This is a genomic window from Enterobacter sp. MEB024, from assembly GCF_030209635.1.
Lineage (GTDB): Bacteria > Pseudomonadota > Gammaproteobacteria > Enterobacterales > Enterobacteriaceae > Enterobacter > Enterobacter ludwigii.
The window spans coordinates 259,994-281,058 of sequence record NZ_JARVRQ010000005.1; the positions used below are offsets into that span (position 1 = coordinate 259,994).

Genomic DNA, 21,065 nt, shown 5'->3' on the forward strand with positions numbered 1-21,065 from the left:
GAGTGCAGGCAGTATGTCGGGCATAAAAAAGGCTGCTTATCGCAGCCTTTTTACATTTAGTTTTTCGGGAAGATCCACACGTGCTTTTCAGGCAGCGAAAGGTGGCAGTGCAGCGGGTCCCGGGCCTCGTGACCATAGGCGCGAATGACAAAATCATCCCCCGGCGTGCGGAACAGGTATTCCCAGCGGTCACCGAGATACATGCTGGTCAGTAACGGGAGCGCCAGCTGGTTTTCACCCGGCCCCTCGACCACCGCCACGCGCTCGACGCGGATCACCGCGGTGGCGTCTTCACCGCTTCGTACCCCTTCACCGGCCTGACCCCACAGCACCCAGCCTTTGCCTTCGATACGCGCTTTACCGTCACGTACTTCCGTAACTTTGCCGTGCAGGCGATTATTGCTACCCATAAACTCAGCGGTAAACAGCGTTTTCGGCGAGCCGTACATCTCCTGCGGTGTGCCCTGTTGCTCGATTTTACCGTTGTTAAGCAGCAGGATACGGTCGGAAATCGACATCGCCTCATTCTGGTCGTGCGTTACCATCAATGCGGATAAGCCCAGCTTGATAATCAGCTCACGCAGGAATACGCGAGCCTCTTCACGCAGCTTAGCGTCGAGGTTAGAGAGCGGTTCATCCAGTAAAATGACCGGCGGGTTGTAGACCAGCGCCCGGCCAATTGCCACGCGCTGCTGTTGTCCACCGGAGAGCTGGTGCGGGTGGCGTTTGCCCAGATGGCCCAGCCCGAGCTGGTCCAGTACGTCCTGTACGCGCTGCTGGATCTCTTTGGCCGGAATCTTGCGCAGCTTGAGCGGATAGGCCACGTTTTCAAAAACGGTTTTGTGCGGCCACAGCGCATAAGACTGAAACACCAGGCCCAGGTTACGCTCTTCCGCCGGGATCTCACTGCGCGGCGTGCCGTCATAGACTTTGTTTTTGCCAATGATAATCGAGCCCTGAGTCGGTTTTTCCAGTCCCGCCACCGCACGCAGCAGGGTGGTTTTCCCGCTGCCGGAAGGCCCCAGCAGGGAGACCACTTCGCCGCGGTTGAGGTTCATGGAGACCCCTTTTAAAACAGGATTGTCGCCGTAGGTCAGGTGCAGATCGTTAACCGCTAATTCAATCATGTATTTTGACTCCGAAACGAAGGGCAATGCCCAGACCTACCACCACCAGCAGGATGTTAATAAAAGAGAGCGCCGCCACAATATCAATGGCTCCTGCGGCCCAGAGGGATACTAGCATCGAGCCGATGGTTTCCGTGCCGGGTGAAAGCAGGTACACACCCGTTGAATATTCGCGTTCAAAAATCAGGAACATCAGCAGCCACGAACCGATAAGGCCGTAGCGGGAGAGCGGGATCGTGACATGGCGGGTGATCTGGCCACGCGTAGCCCCCGTACTGCGGGCGGCCTCTTCAAGCTCCGGCGCGACCTGCAGCAGGGTGGACGAGATGAGTCTCAGCCCGTACGCCATCCAGACCACCGTATAGGCCAGCCAGACGCTGAAAATGGTGCTGCGCAGCGAACGTAGCCAGACAATCAGGTTTTCACGCATCCAGTCGCTCCAGGCGAACCCGGAAAGCCAGCCCGATTTCAGCGAGTTATCCAGCCACATTGGCAGGAACAGGAACACCCAGAGAAAGGCCAGACCCGCGAGCAGGCCAGGCACGGCGCGCGGCACCAGGACGCTGTAATCCAGGAAACGCGTGGTATTGTCCGGTTTGCGGTGCATGGCGATACCGACAAACAGGTAGCACGCCACGGCCAGCGCGCCGCCAATGACCCCAATGGACATGGAGTTGACGATGGCGCGCAGCAGGTTCGGCTGCGCCCATATCGTGCGAAAAGTACTCAGGGAAAGCTCGTTCCACAGCGAAACGCCCACGCCCCAGTTTGAGATAAACGCGCGCAATACCACGCCGAGCAGGGGAACGCCGATCGTGACGGTAAGCCAGAAGGCGACCACCGCGCCCGCCACCCAGCGCCATTTACCCAGAGGTAAGGCCCGGGCCTGAGACGCTTTGCCTTTCATGGTCACGAATCGGTTGGCGGTACGCATCAGGCGACGCTGCAGCATGACCAGCGGAATGGTGATACAGATAAGCACCACCGCAACCGCCGCCATCAGGTGGTAGGAAGGGGTACCAAGCTTGTTGGTCAGCTGGTACAGGTAGGTTGCCAGCACCATGTTGCCTTCCGGATCGCCGAGGACCAGCATCAGACCAAACACTTCAAGACCGAGGAAGAACAGCAGAACGATGGCGTACAAAATGGACGGTCGCACCATCGGCAGGCTGACCGAGGTCATCACCTGTAACGGCGACGCACCCGCGGTACGTGCGGCCTCTTCCACATCGGAACCGACGCTTCGCAGCGCGGACGAAATATAGAGATAGGCATGCGGAACATGCGTCAGGCCAGCAATGACCACGATGCTCGACATGTCGTAGATATTCCACGGTACGAAACCAATCAGCGCCTGCGCCCAGAGGGATAAAAAACCCACCGGACCGGCGGCCACCACGTAGCCGAATCCCAGCACCATTGGCGACACGAAAACCGGCACGAGGATCAGCGGTTCAATCAGGCGGCGGCCGGGCAGGTCGGTGCGCACCATCAGAAAGGCCAGCACGCCCCCTAACGGAATGGCGATGATGACCAGCCCGAAAGCGAGAATAAAACCGCTTTTCAGCGCCTTATAGAAATCAGGGTCGGTGAAGATAAAACCAAATGATTCAAGGCTCCACTCTTTTGCCGGTGAAAAGAACGGGGCGGACAAGAAGCTCTGTATCACGATAAACGACAGCGGCGTGTAGATAACCAGGGCGGTTATCAACACGACAATACCGCGCGGCAGGCTTTGCCACTTTCTGCGTAATGTATTCATGGGGTATCCCTGGTGTTGCAGCCCAGCAAAACGAACTCAGATAACAGGAGCGCGACGACCCGCGTCGCGCTCAGACGCTTATTTGGCGGCGGCGGTACGCCACTGTTTGATGTACTCCAGGCGTTTTTTCGGCTGCAGATACTCCAGCAGGCTTTCATCAACCGGGATAGGTTTCAGCGCATTGCCGAGCACTTTCGTCAGGCCGTCGATATCATTTTTGCCGTCGATATCGTTACGAATGGACGGGATATCCGCCTGGCTTGCCAGAATACTTTGTCCTTTTTCAGACAGGACGTAGTCCAGCCACAGTTTCGCGGCATTGCTGTTTTGCGCCTGCTGGCTGATGAACGACACGCGTGATAACACCAGGGTGTAATCTTTTGGATAGGCGATCCCCAGCGACGGATCGTTCTTCGCACGCGCTTCCGCGTAGGATCCGAGGATATTAAAACCGATCAGGTTTTCCCCTGATGACACCCTCTCCATCATGGTGCCGGTTGAAGACTGAACGGCTAGGCCCCCTTTGGCGATATCGGCCAGGGTTTTGAAGTAGTTAGGATCGGCCTTGTGATCCTGCACCGAGAGCATAAAGCCCAGACCCGATTTTTCGATGTCGTAGGTAGTGACTTTGCTCTTGAATTTATCCGTCTGGCTGGCAATAAGCTTAGCCAGCGCCGCATGGGAATCAGGCACGTCGCCCGCCGGGATCAGCCGTTTGTTGTAGATAAACACGACGGGCTCATAGGTGGTACCGTAGGCTTTATCTTTCCAGACCGCCCATTTCGGCAGCTGGCTTTGCTCCGGTGATTTGTACTCCATGGCGTAGTCGGTAGCGAGCTTCAGCCCGGTGTCCATGGAGGAGCTCCAGACCACATCGCCGCTTCCGCCACCCGAGGCCTGTTCGCTGATAAAACGGTTGTACAGCTCGGTGCTGTTCATGTCGTTATATTCAACTTTGATGCCCGGATAGGTTTTTTCGAAGCCCTCAATCAGCGGCCCGGCAGCTTTGGTGTCGGTGGTGGAGTAGATCACCACTTTGCCCTCTTTGGTCGCGGCATCGACCATTTTTTGATAGTCAGCAGGGTAGCCCTGCGGCAAAGCAGACAGTGCGGAAGCAGAACACAGTACGGTAGCGGTAATCAGAGAAATTCGGAAAATGTTCGACATTATAGTTAACCTTTTAGTTACATTTGAGGAACTAATTGTCAACATAGCGCATGGCTCCGCGCCGACAATAGGGGGGCGCGGGTTGCGGTTCCGAAGTGTGATTGTCGGCGTCGTTTCAGCAATTAACACCATAAAATCCGCGACGCTTAGCAAACGAACGGTTACGGATTACGTTTTCTCTGCCGCTTTGCGGTAAAGCCTTCTGGGATGTCCGATATTGCCATACAGCATTTCGATGCTGATTAACCCACTTTCCACGCAGTATTCCAGATAACGGCGGCCCGTGGTTTTGCTGATCCCGACGTATTCCACCACCTCTTCCACCGACATTGTTTTTTCGGGGTGTTCCGCAAATAAACGCTTAATACGGTCCAGGGTGTGGGGCTCAATACCCTTTGTGGACGGGGTCTGCGAGGTGTCCGCAGCGGGGAGGTTAAACAGGCGATCCAGCGCATGCTGGTCGACAACCTTCACCTGCTGCACGGTGTGGATGAAACGCATAAAACGCTCCAGCGAGGCGTGCAGACGCTGGAAAAAAACAGGCTTAATCAGGTAGTCAAACGCGCCGCTGCGCATGGCATGGCTACAGGTCTGCATATCGCTGGCTGCGGTGATAAAGATCACCGAGCATTCATAGCTTTTCAGGAGCGGGTTATCGATTAACGCCACGCCTTTACCGTCCGGGAGATAATTATCCAGCAGTATCAGCCTCGGCTGATGCTGGCGTATCAGGTTACACGCCTGCTCAATCGACGCGGCAATGCCCACCACGCGCAAATGGAAATTTTGCTCGATATACTCGCGATGCAGTTCTGCCAGGTGCGGCTCATCCTCAACAATCACAACATCAAGTGCTCGGGTCGTGGTCATGCGTTAGCCCTGTCGAACGGGGAGTGGATTGGGAATAAACACAGAGAATATCGTGCCTTGAGGAGCATTATCCGTTATCTCAATGCTGCCGCCCGCCTTGTTGATATAGCCTGCCACCAGAAACAGGCCAATACCGTGCTCTGTGCCCACAATGTCGTTCTCGCTTTCCGGCTTGCTGCTGAATCCCTGGCGGAAAAGATGCGGTTTCATCGCCTCATCCACCCCGCAACCCCGATCGGCCACCTCTATCAGCAACTCCTGGTTGCGATCGGAAATGTAAAGCTCTACAGGTGCGTGAACCGGGGCTTTCAGGGTGGCGTCAACGGCGTTATCCAGCAGGTTGCCAATCACCGACACCAGCTCCATTTCCGTGATGCTGGCAGGCATGCGGGTGAGCTGGCAGGCGGGATCAAACTGCAGTTCAACGCCCTTTTCCCGGGCGCTGACATATTTCCCTAGCAGCAATCCGCACAGGGCCGGCGAGACAAAATGGGCTGAGACGAAGTCCAGCACGCGCTGCGCCCCTTCTGACTGTGCCTGGATGTAACGGATCGCCTCGTCATAGTGTTTCATCTGCAGCAACCCCACCAGCGTGGCGGTCCAGTTCAGCTGTTCATGACGCATAATGCGCAGGTTATCCGCATAGCGTTTAATCTGGCTTAGCTGGCTGCTGAGAGTGTTGATATCATTCTTGTCGCGAAAGCTATAAACCCAACCGCTTTCAACACCAGGTTCAACCTCAATCGCCACGCGGTTCACTATCACCTCGCGCTGGTTAAGCACCGCAATCTGGTCGTGGCTGCCGCGGCTAACCGAGGCGTAGCGCTGAGATAAAAAACCGGGGGATGTTTGCAGAACGTCTTCCAGCGGTTTGCCGATAAGCGCTTTCTCACTTTGATGAATATCCAGCATCTCTCTGGCGGCACGGTTAATTAAAATCAGCTGCTTTTCTTCATTGACGGCAAATACCCCTTCATATATTGCTTCCAGCAGCGCGCGTTGCTGTAAGACCAGTTGCGCAATATCTTTTGGCTCAAGGCGGAACATCTGCTTTTTAAGGTTGCGGGTAAACAACCAGGAAAAAATAAACAGTAACAGCAACAGACCCATGCCGTATAACCCGGACTGCCAGAGAATACGCGCATTGATATTCGCAATGTACGACGTCAAATAACCGACCGAGACAATCCCAATCACCTGATGCTGCGCATTAAAGATGGGCGCTTTGCTGCGCAGTGAAACCCCAATCCCACCCTTACGCACCGAAATAATTGTTTTGCCTTGTAATACCTCCGCATTATCCCCGCCGATCATCGGTAAATTGATGCGTTCCGGTGATTCTGAATGATAAAGATGCTGTTCCCGGGTATCGCCAATGACAATATAACTGGCATCACTTTCGGCCCGTATAGGCTGAATTAAACGGGCGATGGCGGGGATATTTCTGGCCGCGACGTTTTCCGCCAGCCCCGGCATCAACGCGATTTCGCTGGCCTGAACCCGGGCGCGCTGGCCGAGATCGTGATGCAATTGCCGGTCAATAAAATGAAACAGGATGGTTCCCAGCAGAACTAACAGCAGGCAGGAGAAGCACACCAGCGCTAAAAAAAGTTTTACCTGAAAAGAGAGTCTGCGTTTCATACGACCTGACGCGGGGAGTCTGATTAGAGCGGTCTGCGCAGACTGACATGAGGAAATGGGGGATGCAATCTGGCGAAAACAGAGTTGTGACCTGGCTTTTCGTTTTGGGGATTATAGCTATCAGGATCGCGTAAGGCTATGCTTCATCCAGCACCCGAATAATTACAGAGGCAATGTCGTGGATAAAGCGCTACTGGATGCAGGCTACCGGGCCTATACCGGAGAGAAAATTGACGTTTACTTCAACACCGCGATCTGCAAACACTCAGGAAATTGCGTGCGCGGGAGCGCTAAGCTCTTCAACCTGAAACGTAAACCGTGGATTATACCGGATGAAGTGGACGTCGAAACGGTTGTACATGTGATTGATACCTGCCCGAGCGGTGCGCTGAAGTATCGCCAAAAATAAGCGAGGAACCATGGATATTCTGGAAGGCCATAACAAGTTTTACGTCAACGATGCTGACGGTAACCAGGTTGCAGAGATTGTCTTCGTACCGACCGGTGAGCATCTGAGCATTATCGAGCACACCGATGTGGATCCGAGCCTGAAAGGGCAAGGTGTGGGTAAACAGCTGGTGGCAAAAGTGGTCGCAAAGATGCGCGGTGAAAATCGAAAAATTATTCCGCTATGCCCGTTTGCCAAACATGAGTTTGATAATACGCGGGAATATGACGATATTCGGGCGTAGAAACACACCGGCAATGGCCGGTGTTTTTTTATCTGATCTGTTCAAACAGCAGCACCACCGCAATCACTACCATCATTCCTCCTGATGCTCTGCTCACCAGACGCGCGGCCTGCGGGCGGGTGGCCAGGATGGCTTTTGAACCGTATCCCACCAGCAGATAGACCAGCGTACAGGTGATGAGGTGTAGCAAGCCCAGCGCGGACATCTGCATCGCAACCGACCAGCTTCCCGTCGGGTCAGTAAATTGTGGAAGCAGGGCCAGGAACAGCAAAAAAACTTTCGGGTTAAGGCCGCTGATACATAATCCCTTCACCGCCCACTGTTTCCAGTTTGCCGCCGAGGTTGTGGCGCTTTCCGGTGCGCCAGGAGCGCGTAACAGTGAGATACCAAGCCACAGCAAGTAAAGTGCTCCCGCTATCGTCAGCCCGGATAATGCCAGCGGATGTTGCGCCATCATGACGCCCACGCCCGCGACCACAATCAGTGTCGCCAGCAGATGCCCGGACATGAGGCCCATCACTGCGGGTACCACGCGCCGCCCGTGGATGCCGGCGCTAATGGCGTAAGCCCAGTCGGCGCCCGGCGTCATGATGAGCAGGAAAGACACCACCCAAAACCCGGCCACAATACTCATTTCCATCGTCTGTAAAACTCCAGAATTTCACCCGTCAACAGAGAGAAAGCATATCGGTATCCGGACGAAATGAGTTTTCAATGTTATGCTCAAAAGACGGTGAAATTGACAAAATCTTCCACATGGACAGCATTGATCGAAAAATTCTTGCGCAGTTGCAGGCTGATGGCCGTTTATCTCTTACGGAGCTGGCTGAACGGGTGAACCTGAGCCTCTCGCCGTGTCACCGGCGCGTGCGGGCACTGGAGCAGAGCGGGGCCATTACGGGATACCGGGCCAGTCTCGATCCCGCCAAAATGGGGTTTAACTTTCTGGCGATCGTGTTTGCGACGCTAAAAGAGGGCGACAGAAAGGCGGTGAGCGCATTTGAGGAGGCGGTGGAAGAGATCCCGCAAATTGTGCTGGCGCAGCGTTTATTTGGCGATCCTGATTATCTGATGCACGTCGTGACCCGCGACCTGCCGGCTTTTCAGAAACTTTATGATGAGAAGCTCTCTGCGATGCCCGGCGTTCAGCATCTTCGCTCAACGCTGGTCATGAAAACGGTCGTGCAGGACAGGCCGTTTCCGCTCGACATCTCAGGGCGTGACGAATAACGCGCCCGGCAGAACGCCGGGCGCAGGGGCGTTTAGCCTACAAACATCACTGACACGCACAGTACGCCAACGATCAGCGTCAGCAGGTTGCCGACAGATCGGTACGGTTTCAGGGACGGGATCAGGTACGTCGACAGCGTCGGCATGATAAACAGGATCATGGCGATAAGCGGACCGCTGATGGCATAAATCATCGAAATGGCATTCGGGTTAATGCAGCACACCGCAAAGGTGATTAACGACACCCCCATGATGGAGATCGCGCGGTTAAAGGCGCGGCTCTTTTTCACGCCCACCTGGTTCAGCGATGACTTCACAATCTCCGTCGCCCCTTCGATCACCCCAAAATAGGTGCCGAGGAACGATTTCGACATGGCGATAATCGCCACAATTATCCCGGAAATCCCCAGCCATGCCGGAGAAGAGGGCATCATCGACAGCGCCGACAGAATGGTTACCCCTTCCTGTTTTGCCGAAACGATATAGGACGGTGGAATTGAGAGCAGGCAGCTGAACACGAAGAACAGCACGCTCAGGCAGATAATCAGGTACGCCACCTTCATGATTTTCTTGCACTTGTCCATGGCGGCGTCGCCAAACTTCTCACGGCGGTCAACGGCAAACGTCGAGATAATCGGCGTATGGCTGAAAGCGAATACCATCACCGGGATCGAAATCCAGACCTGATGCAGCGTATGGCGGTCAAATGCCATCTGGCTTGTGAGCAGCGCGGGTTGCCAGCTTCCGGTCAGATAGAGCGAGACAAACAGAAAGTAGGCGATCAGCGGAAACACCAGGAAGCCCATCACTTTTATGGTGATATGCCGTCCCATCAGGAAGATCAGATTTAACACCAGCACCACGCCAAAACTGACCAGCACGCGAACGGCGGTATCCACCGTCATGTGTTTTGCCAGCTGCTCAGTTAACGAGTTGGTGATGGCCACTGCATAAATCTGCACCACCACGAAGAAGGCGATGAAATAGAGCGTGGTGATCAGGTTGCCTATCTTCCTGCCGTAATAATGGGAGACGGCGCCGGTGATCCCTTCATTGCCTTTTGTTTTCGACGACAGGATGAATTGTGCCAGCGCGCGGTGCGGCCAGTAGGTTAATGGGTAGGCCACAAGGGCAGTGATAAACAGGACGATAGCGCCTGCGGAGCCCAGCTGTATGGGCAAGAACAGCGTTCCTGCGCCCACGGCCGTGCCATAGAGAGCGAAACTCCAGAGAGTCTCATCTTTTGACCAAATTTTCGACATTAGAGCAACGTATCAACTATCAAACCAACAGAATGGAGCGCAATTTACCATAATTATGGGTTGAGAGCGCAGTTGCTTCGAAGGAGTTTGGCCGGAGCGGGCGTCCGGCCAGAGGGAATTAGCCTGCGAGGGCGCGTCGCTGCTGGCGACGTTTAAGGAATTTCTCGCGCAGCGTATCGTAAGCCCAGTTATAGAACATGGTGTACGGCAGGAAGAACAGGAAGAAACCAATTTCCAGTGTGAATGCCTGCAGCAGCGTGACGCCCAGCACCGCGGCGACTATCGACACGCCGATCACAATAAACCCGCACTCGAATCCCAGCGCATGCAGTGCGCGGATTTTTGCCGTGCGTGTGATGCGGTGAACCGGCCAGAAACGGTCGAAGCCGACGTTATAGATAATGTTCCAGAGCATGGCCGTGGTTGCCAGGATAATGGTCAACCCACCCATCTCCACCACGGAACGTTGCATAAGCCACGCCGCCGTCGGGGCGAGGATCGCCGTGGCAATCCCTTCGAAACAGACGGCATGAAAGATCCGCTCCGGCAGTTTACGTTGGAGTGCATCCTGATGTTGCATAGTTTTAGACCTCGTGAATACGCATTTTGGCGTTGATGCGGCCTATTGTTATCGCTAAAGGTGATATATTAAAGATGGTATCCATCGATAAAGTAGATAGTGCATGCGTTATTCTCCTGAAGCCCTTACCGCATTCGTTGAGACCGTCGCGGCGGGCTCTTTTTCTGCCGCCGCGCGTCGGTTACGTAAAAGCCAGTCGACCGTGAGCACATCCATCGCCAATCTTGAAGCCGATCTGGGCTTTGATCTGTTTGACCGTTCGGCCCGTCAGCCGGTGTTAACCGCCCAGGGTGAACAGGTGCTGGGTTATGTGCAGGCGATCCTCGCGGCCAGCACGCGGCTTGACGAACTGGCGGTGTCGTTAACGGCACAAACGGAGGCGCGCCTGACGTTTGTTCTTTCCGATACCCTCAACCCGGACGTGCTGGAAGACCTGATGAACCAGTTCGACCAGCGCTTTCCCCATACCGAATTTGAATGCCTGATTGGCGAGGAAGAGGACGTTATCGATCTGCTGCAGAAGTCGCGTGCGCAGGTTGGTCTCACGGAAGCGCGTGACAGTTATCCGACCGATATTGGTTTTACCCGGTTGCCGATACAGACCCGGATGGCAATCTATGTCGCGACCAACCATCCTCTGGCCGGGCAGCAAGAAATCCAGGCCGAAGAGCTGCACGGCTGGCGGGAATTGCGGCTCAGCACCTATCTGGAGCGGGAGGCAACGCTCGCACGCGGACCCGTCTGGTCGGCACCCAACTACCTGTTACTGCTGAGTATGGCCGTGCAGGGATTTGGCTGGTGCGTGCTGCCGTGCGCGCTGGTGGATGAATTTGCCGCCGCGAAATCGCTGGTGCAGCTGAATGTCCCCGGCTGGCCACGGGCGATCGGTATCGATCTGCTCTGGAATAAGCGATCCCCTCCCGGCGTTGCCGGAAGCTGGCTGCGGCAGTATCTGCAGGATGCGCGCTAATCCTTGTGATTAAACTCACTATTTTTAAACAATTAAGATAATTGCCAATAACAATCCACTACTATCGTCATGTCATTTAACACAGAGGTTGTGATGAAAGATGTCGTTATAGTGGGTGCGTTGCGTACGGCTATCGGCTGTTTTCAGGGGGCGCTTTCACGCCACTCGGCTGTTGATTTGGGCAGCGTAGTGGTGAAAGCGCTGGTGGAACGCAGCGGGATTGCAGCACATGAAATTGATGAGGTGATCCTGGGACAGGTGCTGACCGCCGGTGCCGGGCAAAACCCTGCCCGTCAGGCGGCGCTCAAGGGTGGCCTGCCCAATACCGTCTCCGCTATCACCATCAACGACGTCTGTGGCTCAGGGTTAAAAGCGCTGCATCTGGCGACGCAGGCCATTCAGTGTGGTGAAGCGGATGTCGTGATTGCCGGCGGACAAGAAAATATGAGCCGGGCACCACACGTGCTGACCGACAGCCGTACCGGCGCGCAGCTGGGCAACAGCCAGTTGCTCGACAGTCTGGTGCATGACGGTCTGTGGGATGCGTTCAATGACTATCATATGGGCGTGACGGCGGAAAATCTGGCACGTGAGTATGGTATCAGCCGTGAGTTGCAGGACGCTTACGCGTTAAGCTCGCAGCAAAAAGCGCGCGCGGCGATTGATGCCGGGCGCTTTAGGGATGAAATCGTCCCGGTCAGCACGCAGCGTCAGAACGGTGAGGTTGCCGTGGTGGATACCGATGAGCAGCCGCGCACCGACGCCAGCGCTGAAGGGCTGGCGAGGCTCAATCCTGCGTTTGAAACTCAGGGCTCAGTGACGGCGGGAAACGCCTCCTCCATTAATGATGGCGCTGCGGCCGTGATGATGATGAGTGAAAGCAAAGCCCTCGAGCTGGATCTGCCCGTCCTGGCCCGCATTAAGGCATTTGCCAGCGTGGGTGTTGATCCTGCGTTAATGGGTATCGCCCCGGTTTATGCTACCCGTCGCTGCCTGGAACGCGCAGGGTGGCAGCTCTCTGATGTGGATCTGATTGAAGTCAACGAGGCCTTTGCCGCACAGGCAATCTCGGTTGGCAAAATGCTGGAATGGGATCCCCTGCGGGTAAACGTGAACGGTGGGGCAATCGCACTGGGTCATCCTATCGGCGCGTCCGGTTGTCGAATTCTGGTATCGCTGGTGCATGAGATGAAAAAACGCAATGCCCGCAAAGGCATTGCGACGCTCTGTATCGGTGGTGGACAAGGTGTCGCCCTCGCCATTGAACGCTAAAATCCCGCCCGCATAAAAGAGCCTCCCTTCAGGAGGTTTTTTTTACATAACGTATGACGAATTAACCGTTATTAGCACATTCTCACTCTGGTATTGAATAATTACGGCCTTAATTATTATCGTTGTTAACGTCTTAGTGTGATCCCCCTCCGATAATTTCACGTTAATACACCCTGTTTGTTGATGGGTGTCACGTCCATCTTTGCCAAAAAAAATGAAACAAATAATTACGATCTTTATCACTAAAATAATGTTCTTTAAAAAATAAACTGCAGTTTCATAAATAAGAAACATTATTTCAGTTGAGGGTTTTTTCATGTTTAAGAAATCTCTGGTCCTTACTTCCCTTATCGGTACGTCCTTCATGGCTCAGGCCGTTACCGTCGATCTGCGCCATGAATATATCGACAGTGGTGCCAATGCTGACCGTGTCTCGGTCTCACATCGTTTTGCTAACGGGGTCGGTTTTTCTGTAGAAGCTAAATGGAAATCCGGCGGTGATAAAGCCGACCAGCCGTTTGCGGATGTGGTGGGTAACGGGCATGAAGATCAAATTAGCTGGCGCTGGAAAGCGACTGAGAATATTGCACTGACGCCGGCGTTTACCCTTGAAAGTAACGACAGCCGCACAATATATAAACCGAATCTGCATCTGCAATATAGTTTCGACAATGGCTTCTACGTTGCCGCGCGTTATCGTTATGAATATACCCGCTACCCGTCAAGCTCGAATAAAGATGACGACAAAGTTAACCGTGGTGATGCCTGGGTTGGCTGGGTAATGGGTGACTGGCGTACCGAACTCAATTATGTTTATGCGAAGAGTTCTGAAGGTATGGTTCGTAATAATAACAAAGATTATTCCAACGAATATAACGCCAAGCTGGCGTATAAATGGGATAAAAACTGGGCACCGTATGTTGAAGTGGGTAACATCGGCGTGAAAGACACCGATGAACGCCAGACCCGCCTTCGTTTGGGCGTGGCCTATTCTTTCTGATATCACGTTATTCCGCTGAACATTGCCGGGTAGCGCCAGTGCCTACCCGGCTTTCCCATGCCTGATAAGCGCCGCCCAACGGGCAAAAGCCCACTGAAAAAAAAGCCCTCCGAAACGGAGGGCAAGGCCAGTTACAGAAACACAAACTCAAATCATGCATGCAACATTTCAGGTTGCTCAGGAAGTTTCGCGATATAGAGGGCGGGTTGACCGTCTTTATCGGAACTGAACAGCACCGCTTTCTCGTCCGGAGTAAAGGAGGGATGCGGGTGGGTGACCTGGCGGCTATTTGCCACCGTTGCCCAGGAGGTGTCGTGACGGGCAATGCGGAAGTAGCTTTTTTTCGCCACGTCAAAGGCGTACAGATACGGATCGTTATCGATGGTGTAACCGTGCGTATCCTTCACATCAACCGGCGTGCCTGAACCGTCGCCCACCAGCAGGGAGCCGTCAACGTTGCTCATCAGATGGGAACAGGCGGGCATTGGCATGACTGCGTCATTGACGCCCGTATCCGGATTGAAGCTGCAGATGGTGCGGCCCTTTTGGCCCTTCAGATAAGAGACATACACAAGGGCAGAACCGTTCGGCACCCAGAATTCATGGGTACAGCTTTCGCCTTCCGCATGCGTTTTCACTTTGCGCACGTGCGTACCATCTTCGTTGACCAGCCACATGCGGGCGTCGACCAGGTCGTGTGGCCCTTCATGGCAAAACGCCACCGTGTTGTCATCGAACGGACGATAGATAGGGTGGCCAAGCCAGTTTTTCTCTTCGTGGATTGTGGTGCTTAAACCGGTTTTCAGATCCACCCGCAGCAGTCGACAGTGCGGCCCCTTATGGAAGAAGTCGTGGAAAATTTTCCAGTCGTTGAGCGGCGTCCAGTCACGTCGGGCGATTTCTATCCCAACCAGTTTGGTGCAGTCGCTGTTGGCGACCCAGGTACCGTAACCGACCCAGTCATCGGGGACACGGTACACCTCGCGTTCTACCAGGGTATGGAGATCCACCTCCAGCAGCGTGCGGTCGTTCTTCACATAGTAGAAGGATTTATCATCCGGAGAGAGGAACCCGCCAAAGGTATTATCCCCTGCGCCTTCCGTCAGCTGTACCGCTTCGGCCTTCTGCAGATCCAGCAGGTAGTAGTTCCAGTGACCGTCAAACGCCCCTGCAAACAGCAGGTGGCTGCCATCATTAAAGAAGCACTTCTGATAGAAGTAGTTGCGGTGACAGGTCACGTCGGGTGGGGTCAGGCGGGTGACTTCCACGCCTGTATCCGGATCGTGGCTGACCGCGTAGTTCAGCTTGACCCGCATACCTTTAGCCATAATGCACTCCTTTGAACGATAAAAGTAGATTAAAAAGTGAGTATTAAATTATCAAAACAATGTTTCATTATGTGTGACTGATGGCGCACTTTGTCTGTTTCATTGGTGAGATTAATGTCTGGCTCTCTTTATCGTGATCCGAACGCCATTTCTGGTATAAACAAACAGAAAAAATGAAACGTTGTTTTAAATGTAATTGAAAACCCCCTTCTCTGGGGCTAGACTGTGCTCATCATGAAAACGGAACGTCGTTTCGTTAATTTTCTGCCTGCGGGCACGATCATTTCTGGAGGTTACGGTGGACGTCAGACAAAGCATCCACAGTGCGCACGCCAAAACGCTGGATACTCAGGGGCTGCGCAATGAGTTTTTAGTCGAGCAGGTGTTCGAGGCCGATAAGTACACCATGGTCTACAGCCATATCGACCGTATTATCATTGGCGGGATTATGCCGGTGACGCAGACCGTCTCCGTGGGCGGTGAAGTGGGTAAACAGCTTGGTGTGAGCTATTTCCTTGAGCGTCGCGAGCTGGGCGTGATTAACATCGGTGGCCCCGGCACCATCACCGTAGACGGACAGTGCTATGAGATAGGTCATCGCGACGCGTTGTATGTCGGTAAAGGGGCGAAAGAGGTCGTGTTCGCCAGCATCGACAGCGGTAAACCGGCGAAGTTTTACTACAACTGTGCGCCCGCACATACCCCGTATCCCACCAAAAAAGTGACCCCGGCGGATGTCGCCCCGGTGACGCTGGGTGACAACCTCACCAGCAACCGTCGCACCATCAATAAATACTTTGTTCCGGATGTGCTGGAAACCTGCCAGCTCAGCATGGGGCTGACCGAGCTTGCTCCGGGCAACCTGTGGAACACCATGCCGTGCCATACCCACGAGCGCCGTATGGAAGTGTATTTCTACTTCAACATGGACGAGGACGCCTGCGTGTTCCACATGATGGGGCAACCGCAGGAAACGCGCCATATTGTGATGCATAACGAGCAGGCGGTTATTTCGCCGAGCTGGTCTATTCATTCGGGCGTAGGCACGAAAGCGTACACCTTCATCTGGGGTATGGTCGGTGAAAACCAGGTCTTTGATGACATGGACCACGTCGCGGTTAACGAGCTGCGCTAGCCGCAGGCAGTTAAGCATAAACCTGCCTGTTGGTGACAGGCGCTGAAAGATTAAGGAACAAACATGATTCTGGATGCATTTTCTCTGCAGGGTAAAGTGGCTGTGGTGTCCGGTTGTGACACCGGACTGGGCCAGGGTATGGCGTTAGGGCTGGCGGAAGCGGGCTGCGATATCGTCGGGATTAACATTGTTGAGCCTACTGAAACCATCGAGCGCGTCACCGCGCTGGGTCGTCGTTTTCTGAGCCTGACCGCCGATCTGCGTAAAATTGACGCCATCCCTGAACTGCTGGATCGCGCGGTGGCGGAATTCGGCCATATCGACATTCTGGTGAACAATGCCGGACTGATTCGCCGTGAAGACGCGATTAATTTCAGCGAGCGCGACTGGGACGACGTGATGAACCTGAACATTAAGAGCGTGTTCTTTATGTCCCAGGCGGCGGCGAAACATTTCATTGCCCAGGGGAAAGGCGGCAAGATCATTAATATCGCCTCTATGCTCTCCTTCCAGGGCGGTATCCGCGTGCCGTCTTATACCGCATCCAAGAGCGCGGTGATGGGCGTTACCCGTCTGCTGGCAAACGAGTGGGCGAAGCACAACATCAACGTCAACGCGATTGCGCCGGGGTACATGGCGACGAATAACACTCAACAGTTGCGTGCTGACGAACAGCGTAGCGCGGAAATCCTCGACCGTATCCCGGCAGGCCGCTGGGGCCTTCCGGACGATCTCAAGGGACCTATCGTGTTCCTGGCCTCTCCGGCATCCGATTACATCAACGGCTATACCGTGGCGGTCGATGGCGGCTGGCTGGCGCGTTAATTGCGTATTCCGTCTTAAACCTCTGCCGGTGGGTGGAGGTTTTTTTTGCCCAAAAATTGCCATTATCCATATGGCTCAAGACGAAAAATCCATACTAAAAAATCATAAATGATATGCATCACAGTTTTATTGCTTAAAAATTAAATGATTAATAAAAACTGGCGGTATTTCATCGTTAGTTGAAATTGTAATGTCCATCACAGATCGCTATGCCACAGCGAAATAATCCATATCTTCGCGAATTACGGCCTGACACTTTTCCGCGCTATCTCGTAATTTCAGTTAACGAATTTCGCTGTTCAGGCAGGAAAATATGACATCTATAAATGACTCTACCCTTATGCCCGCCGCGTTGCGTGATACCCGACGCATGAATCAGTTTGTCTCCATCGCGGCTGCAGTGGCCGGTTTACTGTTCGGTCTGGATATTGGCGTGATCGCCGGGGCGCTGCCCTTTATCACCGATCACTTTACGTTGAGTAACCGCCTGCAGGAGTGGGTGGTCAGCAGCATGATGCTGGGTGCGGCCATCGGCGCGCTGTTTAACGGCTGGCTTTCGTTCCGCCTCGGGCGAAAATACAGCCTGATGGTGGGGGCGATTCTGTTTGTCGCCGGCTCTATTGGGTCAGCATTTGCCACAAACGTGGAAATGCTGCTGCTCTCCCGCGTGCTGCTCGGCGTGGCGGTGGGGATTGCCTCTTACACTGCGCCGTTGTACCTCTCCGAAATGGCGAGCGAGAACGTGCGCGGCAAGATGATCAGTATGTACCAGCTGATGGTAACGCTGGGTATCGTGCTGGCGTTTCTGTCTGACACTTATTTCAGCTACAGCGGCAACTGGCGCGCGATGCTGGGCGTGCTGGCGCTCCCGGCGCTGGTGCTGATTGTTCTGGTGGTTTTCCTGCCAAACAGTCCGCGCTGGCTGGCGCAAAAGGGCCGTCATGTGGAAGCGGAAGAGGTGCTGCGGATGCTGCGTGATACCTCAGAAAAAGCACGTGAAGAGCTGAACGAGATCCGCGAAAGCCTGAAGCTGAAGCAGGGGGGCTGGGCGCTGTTTAAGATCAACCGCAACGTACGTCGCGCGGTGTTCCTCGGCATGTTGCTGCAGGCGATGCAGCAGTTCACCGGGATGAACATCATCATGTACTACGCGCCACGTATCTTCAAAATGGCGGGGTTCACCACCACGGAACAACAAATGGTTGCCACGCTGGTGGTGGGGCTGACCTTTATGTTCGCCACCTTTATCGCGGTGTTCACCGTGGATAAAGCCGGACGTAAACCGGCACTCAAGATTGGCTTTAGCGTCATGGCGCTCGGTACGCTGATCCTTGGCTACTGCCTGATGCAGTTTGATAACGGCACGGCCTCAAGCGGTCTTTCCTGGCTCTCTGTTGGCATGACCATGATGTGTATTGCCGGATATGCGATGAGCGCTGCGCCCGTCGTGTGGATCCTGTGTTCCGAAATTCAGCCGCTCAAATGCCGTGACTTTGGCATCACCTGTTCCACGACCACCAACTGGGTGTCGAACATGATCATCGGCGCGACCTTCCTGACGCTGCTGGATTCAATTGGCGCGGCAGGAACCTTCTGGCTCTATACGGTTCTCAACGTCGCGTTTATCGGGGTCACGTTCTGGCTGATCCCTGAAACCAAAGGCGTCACGCTGGAGCATATCGAGCGCAGGCTGATGTCCGGCGAGAAGCTGCGTAATATTGGCGTGTAATCTGTTGCCGGGTGGCGAAGAGGCCACCCGGCTTTTTGTTAGCGCATCGCGCGTTTCAGAATACGTTCAGCCTGACGCTGGAAGTCAGCGGCGGTCTCTTCCACGGATTTCTGTCCATAATCGATGTACTGCAGAGAGGTGCCGAACTGGGCCACAATCTGCGGATCGTCAAAGTAAGGTGACACGGAAAGTTTGGCCGGCAGAGACTGCGCCAGACGCAGCCCCGCGACCGACGGATCGCTCTCTTTGATGGTGCCGTCTTCGGTCAGGAACTGCACCGCGGCTTTACTCAGCGGCACGCCACGCTCCAGACCCAGCGTGTCTACTCCCTCTTTGCTGTTCAGCAGGAAGTTAATCAGTTTCGCCGCCGCTTCCGGGTTTTTGGTGGATTTACCAATCGAGAGCATCTGCGCCGGTTTGAAGAAAAGGCCCGCATCGGTTGCGCCCGGCAGCATCGGGTAACTGCCCAGCACCAGTTTTGCCGGTGGCTTCAGGTTGTCGGAATACTTGTTGATGGTGGAGTTCCACATGTAGGTTCCCGCCCATTCCCCCTGGATCCACGGCTTCATCTCATACATGTTGCTCTTACCAAACGACGCATAGTATTTGGTGTCCGGCATGACGTGGCTATCCACCAGCGTTTTGTAGGTCTGGAAGAATTCCACCCACTGCGCTTTGCTGTAGGCGAACTTCTTGGTTTTCTCGTCCACGGCAGGGATGTTGTACTTCTGAATCATGTACGAGTTCAGCAACGCCAGCGTGTCCTGATGCTCCAGCACGACCGGGTAGTACTGCTTGCCGAGTTTACTCTCGAAGGTTTTACCCGCCGCCATCAGCTCGTCCCAGGTTTTCGGGTATGCAATACCGGCTTTTTTCCAGGTCTCGTCGTTGAAGTAGAACACGCGTGCGGTGACGGAGATCGGAATGCCGTTCAGCTTGCCGTTGATGGTGGTGGACTGAAGTTCTTTGGGATCGAACTGGGTCAGGTCGATCACGTCTTTCATTTTGTTCAGGTCGTAGAACCCGTCGCCGGTTTTCGAGAAGATTGGCAGCCAGTTCCAGTTGGTCTGCATCACATCCGGCTCGGTGCCGCCCGCAATTTGAGTGGTCAGGCGGGAGAGGTGCCCATCCCAGCCGGTGTACTCTGCTTTAACGTTGATATCCGGGTTCTGCTTATGGAATTCCTCCAGCGCTTTCAACGTCACCTGATGGCGGCCATTACCGCCCCACCAGGACATGCGTAATTCGACATCTTGCGCCATCGATGGCAAAGCGGTAAGGCCCAGCGTCGCGGAGATTGCTGCGCTTAAAAGCACTTTTTTCATTTTTATAAACTCCATCAGAGAGAGAGGTTCTGTTCAGTTTTTGCGTCAAAAATATGACATTTATTCATATCAAATTTGAAATACACCTTGCGATGAAGGCCTTTATCAATCATTGGCTTAGCTTCATCGGATGGAATTCTGGCGGTCAGTTCGTAGTCCGCAACCTTCAGATAGACGAAGAATTCGTGGCCCATGTTTTCCACGCGAACCATTTCGCCACTGCAGCCCCCGTCAACGAATGGTGCGTCGGAGAGGGAAACGAATTCCGGACGTACGCCGTAGTAAATGGCCTGCCCGGCATAAGCGGAGACTTTCTCCTGCATCCCGGCATTCAGCGGCATGGTTTCATTGCCGATGGCGATGTGCAGTTTCCCGGCGCTTTCCACCAGCTGGCTTTGACGAATGTTCATCTCCGGCGCGCCGATAAAGCCTGCCACGAACATGTTTTTCGGCTTGTGGTAGAGGTTGTCAGGGGTATCAACCTGCATGATGTGGCCGAGCTTCATCACGCAGATGCGGTCGCCCATGGTCATCGCTTCGGTCTGGTCGTGGGTGACGTAGACGGTGGTCGCCGGTTTACCGGATTTCTTCAACTGCTTGTGCAGGTCGGAAATACGAATGCGCATTGAGGCGCGTAGTTTGGCGTCGAGGTTTGACAGCGGTTCGTCGAACAGGAATACATCCGGCTTTTTCACAATCGCACGGCCTACCGCCACGCGCTGTGCCTGGCCGCCGGAAAGCTGGCGTGGCAGGCGGTCGAGTAACTCTTCCAGCTCAAGGATTTTGGCCGCTTCGTTGACCTGAGATTCAATCTGATCTTTTGGCAGTTTGCTCAGCTTCAGACCAAAGGCCAGGTTTTCGCGCACCGTCATGTGGGGATAGAGCGCGTAGTTCTGGAACACCATCGCAATCCCGCGCTCTTTCGGCGCGAGGTTGTTCACAATCTTATCGCCGATGCGGACTTCACCCCCGCTGATGGTTTCCAGGCCGGCCAGCATGCGCAGGGTGGTGGATTTGGCGCAGCCGGAGGGGCCAACGATCACCATGAACTCTCCTTCAGCGATTTTCAGGTCAATGGCATGTACCGCTTTAAAGCCGTTGGAGTAGACCTTTTCCAGTTTGTTGAAGATAACTTCAGCCATAATATTTC

Annotated in this window: 20 protein-coding genes; 9 read left to right on the forward strand and 11 right to left on the reverse strand. The window is 54.3% G+C overall.

Annotation, left to right across the window (positions count from 1 at the left end; all coding sequences use genetic code 11):
- Window positions 1-56 precede the first annotated feature (56 nt).
- From QRN24_RS10860 to QRN24_RS10880, 5 genes are all read right to left on the reverse strand, one after another.
- Entirely contained in the window at window positions 57-1,127 is a 1,071-nt protein-coding gene (locus tag QRN24_RS10860) for an ABC transporter ATP-binding protein (protein ID WP_104440347.1), read from the reverse strand.
- Window positions 1,120-2,889, reverse strand: a complete 1,770-nt coding sequence (locus QRN24_RS10865) for an ABC transporter permease (protein WP_284942704.1) — start codon at window positions 2,887-2,889, stop codon at window positions 1,120-1,122. The genes QRN24_RS10860 and QRN24_RS10865 overlap by 8 nt, the downstream gene beginning before the upstream one ends.
- A 78-nt stretch (window positions 2,890-2,967) precedes the next feature.
- Entirely contained in the window at window positions 2,968-4,056 is a 1,089-nt protein-coding gene (locus QRN24_RS10870) for an ABC transporter substrate-binding protein (RefSeq protein WP_020883753.1), read from the reverse strand.
- A 168-nt stretch (window positions 4,057-4,224) separates the two neighbouring features.
- Window positions 4,225-4,926, reverse strand: a complete 702-nt coding sequence (locus QRN24_RS10875; RefSeq protein ID WP_014171487.1) for a response regulator — start codon at window positions 4,924-4,926, stop codon at window positions 4,225-4,227.
- Window positions 4,927-4,929: 3 nt separating this feature from the next.
- Window positions 4,930-6,567 (reverse strand): ATP-binding protein, encoded by a 1,638-nt coding sequence (locus tag QRN24_RS10880; RefSeq protein WP_284942705.1) that lies wholly within the window; start codon window positions 6,565-6,567, stop codon window positions 4,930-4,932.
- Between the two features lie 178 nt (window positions 6,568-6,745).
- Here QRN24_RS10880 and yjdI point away from each other — a divergent pair, with 178 nt between their 5' ends.
- Window positions 6,746-6,976, forward strand: a complete 231-nt coding sequence (yjdI, locus tag QRN24_RS10885) for a 4Fe-4S mono-cluster protein YjdI (RefSeq protein ID WP_020883756.1) — start codon at window positions 6,746-6,748, stop codon at window positions 6,974-6,976.
- Between the two features lie 10 nt (window positions 6,977-6,986).
- Window positions 6,987-7,259 (forward strand): GNAT family N-acetyltransferase, encoded by a 273-nt coding sequence (locus QRN24_RS10890; RefSeq protein WP_014171484.1) that lies wholly within the window; start codon window positions 6,987-6,989, stop codon window positions 7,257-7,259.
- Window positions 7,260-7,287: 28 nt separating this feature from the next.
- Here QRN24_RS10890 and QRN24_RS10895 read toward each other — a convergent pair whose 3' ends face one another.
- Entirely contained in the window at window positions 7,288-7,899 is a 612-nt protein-coding gene (locus tag QRN24_RS10895; protein WP_020883757.1) for a LysE family translocator, read from the reverse strand.
- A gap of 116 nt (window positions 7,900-8,015) precedes the next feature.
- Here QRN24_RS10895 and QRN24_RS10900 point away from each other — a divergent pair, with 116 nt between their 5' ends.
- Window positions 8,016-8,489, forward strand: a complete 474-nt coding sequence (locus tag QRN24_RS10900; RefSeq protein ID WP_032670215.1) for an Lrp/AsnC family transcriptional regulator — start codon at window positions 8,016-8,018, stop codon at window positions 8,487-8,489.
- Window positions 8,490-8,521: 32 nt separating this feature from the next.
- Here the strand turns inward: QRN24_RS10900 and QRN24_RS10905 are convergent, their stop codons facing one another.
- Window positions 8,522-9,751, reverse strand: coding sequence for an amino acid permease (locus QRN24_RS10905; RefSeq protein WP_032678908.1), 1,230 nt, complete (start codon window positions 9,749-9,751; stop codon window positions 8,522-8,524).
- 118 nt (window positions 9,752-9,869) lie between these two features.
- A complete protein-coding gene (locus tag QRN24_RS10910; RefSeq protein ID WP_014171480.1) occupies window positions 9,870-10,331 on the reverse strand; it encodes a multidrug/biocide efflux PACE transporter in 462 nt (153 codons plus the stop codon).
- A gap of 103 nt (window positions 10,332-10,434) precedes the next feature.
- Here QRN24_RS10910 and QRN24_RS10915 point away from each other — a divergent pair, with 103 nt between their 5' ends.
- From QRN24_RS10915 to QRN24_RS10925, 3 genes are all read left to right on the forward strand, one after another.
- On the forward strand, window positions 10,435-11,301 hold the full coding sequence (locus QRN24_RS10915) for a LysR family transcriptional regulator (protein ID WP_032680351.1): 867 nt from the start codon (window positions 10,435-10,437) through the stop codon (window positions 11,299-11,301).
- A gap of 93 nt (window positions 11,302-11,394) precedes the next feature.
- Window positions 11,395-12,573: an acetyl-CoA C-acetyltransferase gene (locus tag QRN24_RS10920; protein WP_032680352.1), complete on the forward strand. Its 1,179-nt coding sequence runs from the start codon at window positions 11,395-11,397 to the stop codon at window positions 12,571-12,573.
- Between the two features lie 316 nt (window positions 12,574-12,889).
- Window positions 12,890-13,573 (forward strand): porin, encoded by a 684-nt coding sequence (locus QRN24_RS10925; RefSeq protein ID WP_014171477.1) that lies wholly within the window; start codon window positions 12,890-12,892, stop codon window positions 13,571-13,573.
- A gap of 152 nt (window positions 13,574-13,725) precedes the next feature.
- Here QRN24_RS10925 and QRN24_RS10930 read toward each other — a convergent pair whose 3' ends face one another.
- Window positions 13,726-14,901, reverse strand: a complete 1,176-nt coding sequence (locus QRN24_RS10930; RefSeq protein ID WP_040018881.1) for an oligogalacturonate lyase family protein — start codon at window positions 14,899-14,901, stop codon at window positions 13,726-13,728.
- A 298-nt stretch (window positions 14,902-15,199) separates the two neighbouring features.
- Between QRN24_RS10930 and kduI the strand changes: the two genes are divergently transcribed.
- From kduI to araE, 3 genes are all read left to right on the forward strand, one after another.
- Window positions 15,200-16,036, forward strand: coding sequence for a 5-dehydro-4-deoxy-D-glucuronate isomerase (gene kduI, locus QRN24_RS10935; protein ID WP_020883761.1), 837 nt, complete (start codon window positions 15,200-15,202; stop codon window positions 16,034-16,036).
- 63 nt (window positions 16,037-16,099) lie between these two features.
- Window positions 16,100-16,861: a 2-dehydro-3-deoxy-D-gluconate 5-dehydrogenase KduD gene (kduD, locus tag QRN24_RS10940; protein WP_014171473.1), complete on the forward strand. Its 762-nt coding sequence runs from the start codon at window positions 16,100-16,102 to the stop codon at window positions 16,859-16,861.
- Window positions 16,862-17,156: 295 nt separating this feature from the next.
- On the forward strand, window positions 17,157-18,590 hold the full coding sequence (gene araE / locus QRN24_RS10945) for an arabinose-proton symporter AraE (protein ID WP_223862521.1): 1,434 nt from the start codon (window positions 17,157-17,159) through the stop codon (window positions 18,588-18,590).
- A 38-nt stretch (window positions 18,591-18,628) separates the two neighbouring features.
- Here araE and QRN24_RS10950 read toward each other — a convergent pair whose 3' ends face one another.
- Window positions 18,629-19,915, reverse strand: a complete 1,287-nt coding sequence (locus QRN24_RS10950; protein WP_020883762.1) for an ABC transporter substrate-binding protein — start codon at window positions 19,913-19,915, stop codon at window positions 18,629-18,631.
- Window positions 19,916-19,929: 14 nt separating this feature from the next.
- Entirely contained in the window at window positions 19,930-21,057 is a 1,128-nt protein-coding gene (locus QRN24_RS10955; protein ID WP_014171470.1) for an ABC transporter ATP-binding protein, read from the reverse strand.
- Between the last annotated feature and the right edge of the window lie 8 nt (window positions 21,058-21,065).

Coding starts and splice junctions, on each gene's coding strand:
- QRN24_RS10860 (WP_104440347.1), bottom strand. CDS start 1,127: ATGATTGAATTAGCGGTTAACGATCTGCACCTGACCTACGGCGACAAT.
- QRN24_RS10865 (WP_284942704.1), bottom strand. CDS start 2,889: ATGAATACATTACGCAGAAAGTGGCAAAGCCTGCCGCGCGGTATTGTC.
- QRN24_RS10870 (WP_020883753.1), bottom strand. CDS start 4,056: ATGTCGAACATTTTCCGAATTTCTCTGATTACCGCTACCGTACTGTGT.
- QRN24_RS10875 (WP_014171487.1), bottom strand. CDS start 4,926: ATGACCACGACCCGAGCACTTGATGTTGTGATTGTTGAGGATGAGCCG.
- QRN24_RS10880 (WP_284942705.1), bottom strand. CDS start 6,567: ATGAAACGCAGACTCTCTTTTCAGGTAAAACTTTTTTTAGCGCTGGTG.
- QRN24_RS10890 (WP_014171484.1), top strand. CDS start 6,987: ATGGATATTCTGGAAGGCCATAACAAGTTTTACGTCAACGATGCTGAC.
- QRN24_RS10895 (WP_020883757.1), bottom strand. CDS start 7,899: ATGGAAATGAGTATTGTGGCCGGGTTTTGGGTGGTGTCTTTCCTGCTC.
- QRN24_RS10900 (WP_032670215.1), top strand. CDS start 8,016: ATGGACAGCATTGATCGAAAAATTCTTGCGCAGTTGCAGGCTGATGGC.
- QRN24_RS10905 (WP_032678908.1), bottom strand. CDS start 9,751: ATGTCGAAAATTTGGTCAAAAGATGAGACTCTCTGGAGTTTCGCTCTC.
- QRN24_RS10910 (WP_014171480.1), bottom strand. CDS start 10,331: ATGCAACATCAGGATGCACTCCAACGTAAACTGCCGGAGCGGATCTTT.
- QRN24_RS10915 (WP_032680351.1), top strand. CDS start 10,435: ATGCGTTATTCTCCTGAAGCCCTTACCGCATTCGTTGAGACCGTCGCG.
- QRN24_RS10920 (WP_032680352.1), top strand. CDS start 11,395: ATGAAAGATGTCGTTATAGTGGGTGCGTTGCGTACGGCTATCGGCTGT.
- QRN24_RS10925 (WP_014171477.1), top strand. CDS start 12,890: ATGTTTAAGAAATCTCTGGTCCTTACTTCCCTTATCGGTACGTCCTTC.
- QRN24_RS10930 (WP_040018881.1), bottom strand. CDS start 14,901: ATGGCTAAAGGTATGCGGGTCAAGCTGAACTACGCGGTCAGCCACGAT.
- kduD (WP_014171473.1), top strand. CDS start 16,100: ATGATTCTGGATGCATTTTCTCTGCAGGGTAAAGTGGCTGTGGTGTCC.
- QRN24_RS10950 (WP_020883762.1), bottom strand. CDS start 19,915: ATGAAAAAAGTGCTTTTAAGCGCAGCAATCTCCGCGACGCTGGGCCTT.
- QRN24_RS10955 (WP_014171470.1), bottom strand. CDS start 21,057: ATGGCTGAAGTTATCTTCAACAAACTGGAAAAGGTCTACTCCAACGGC.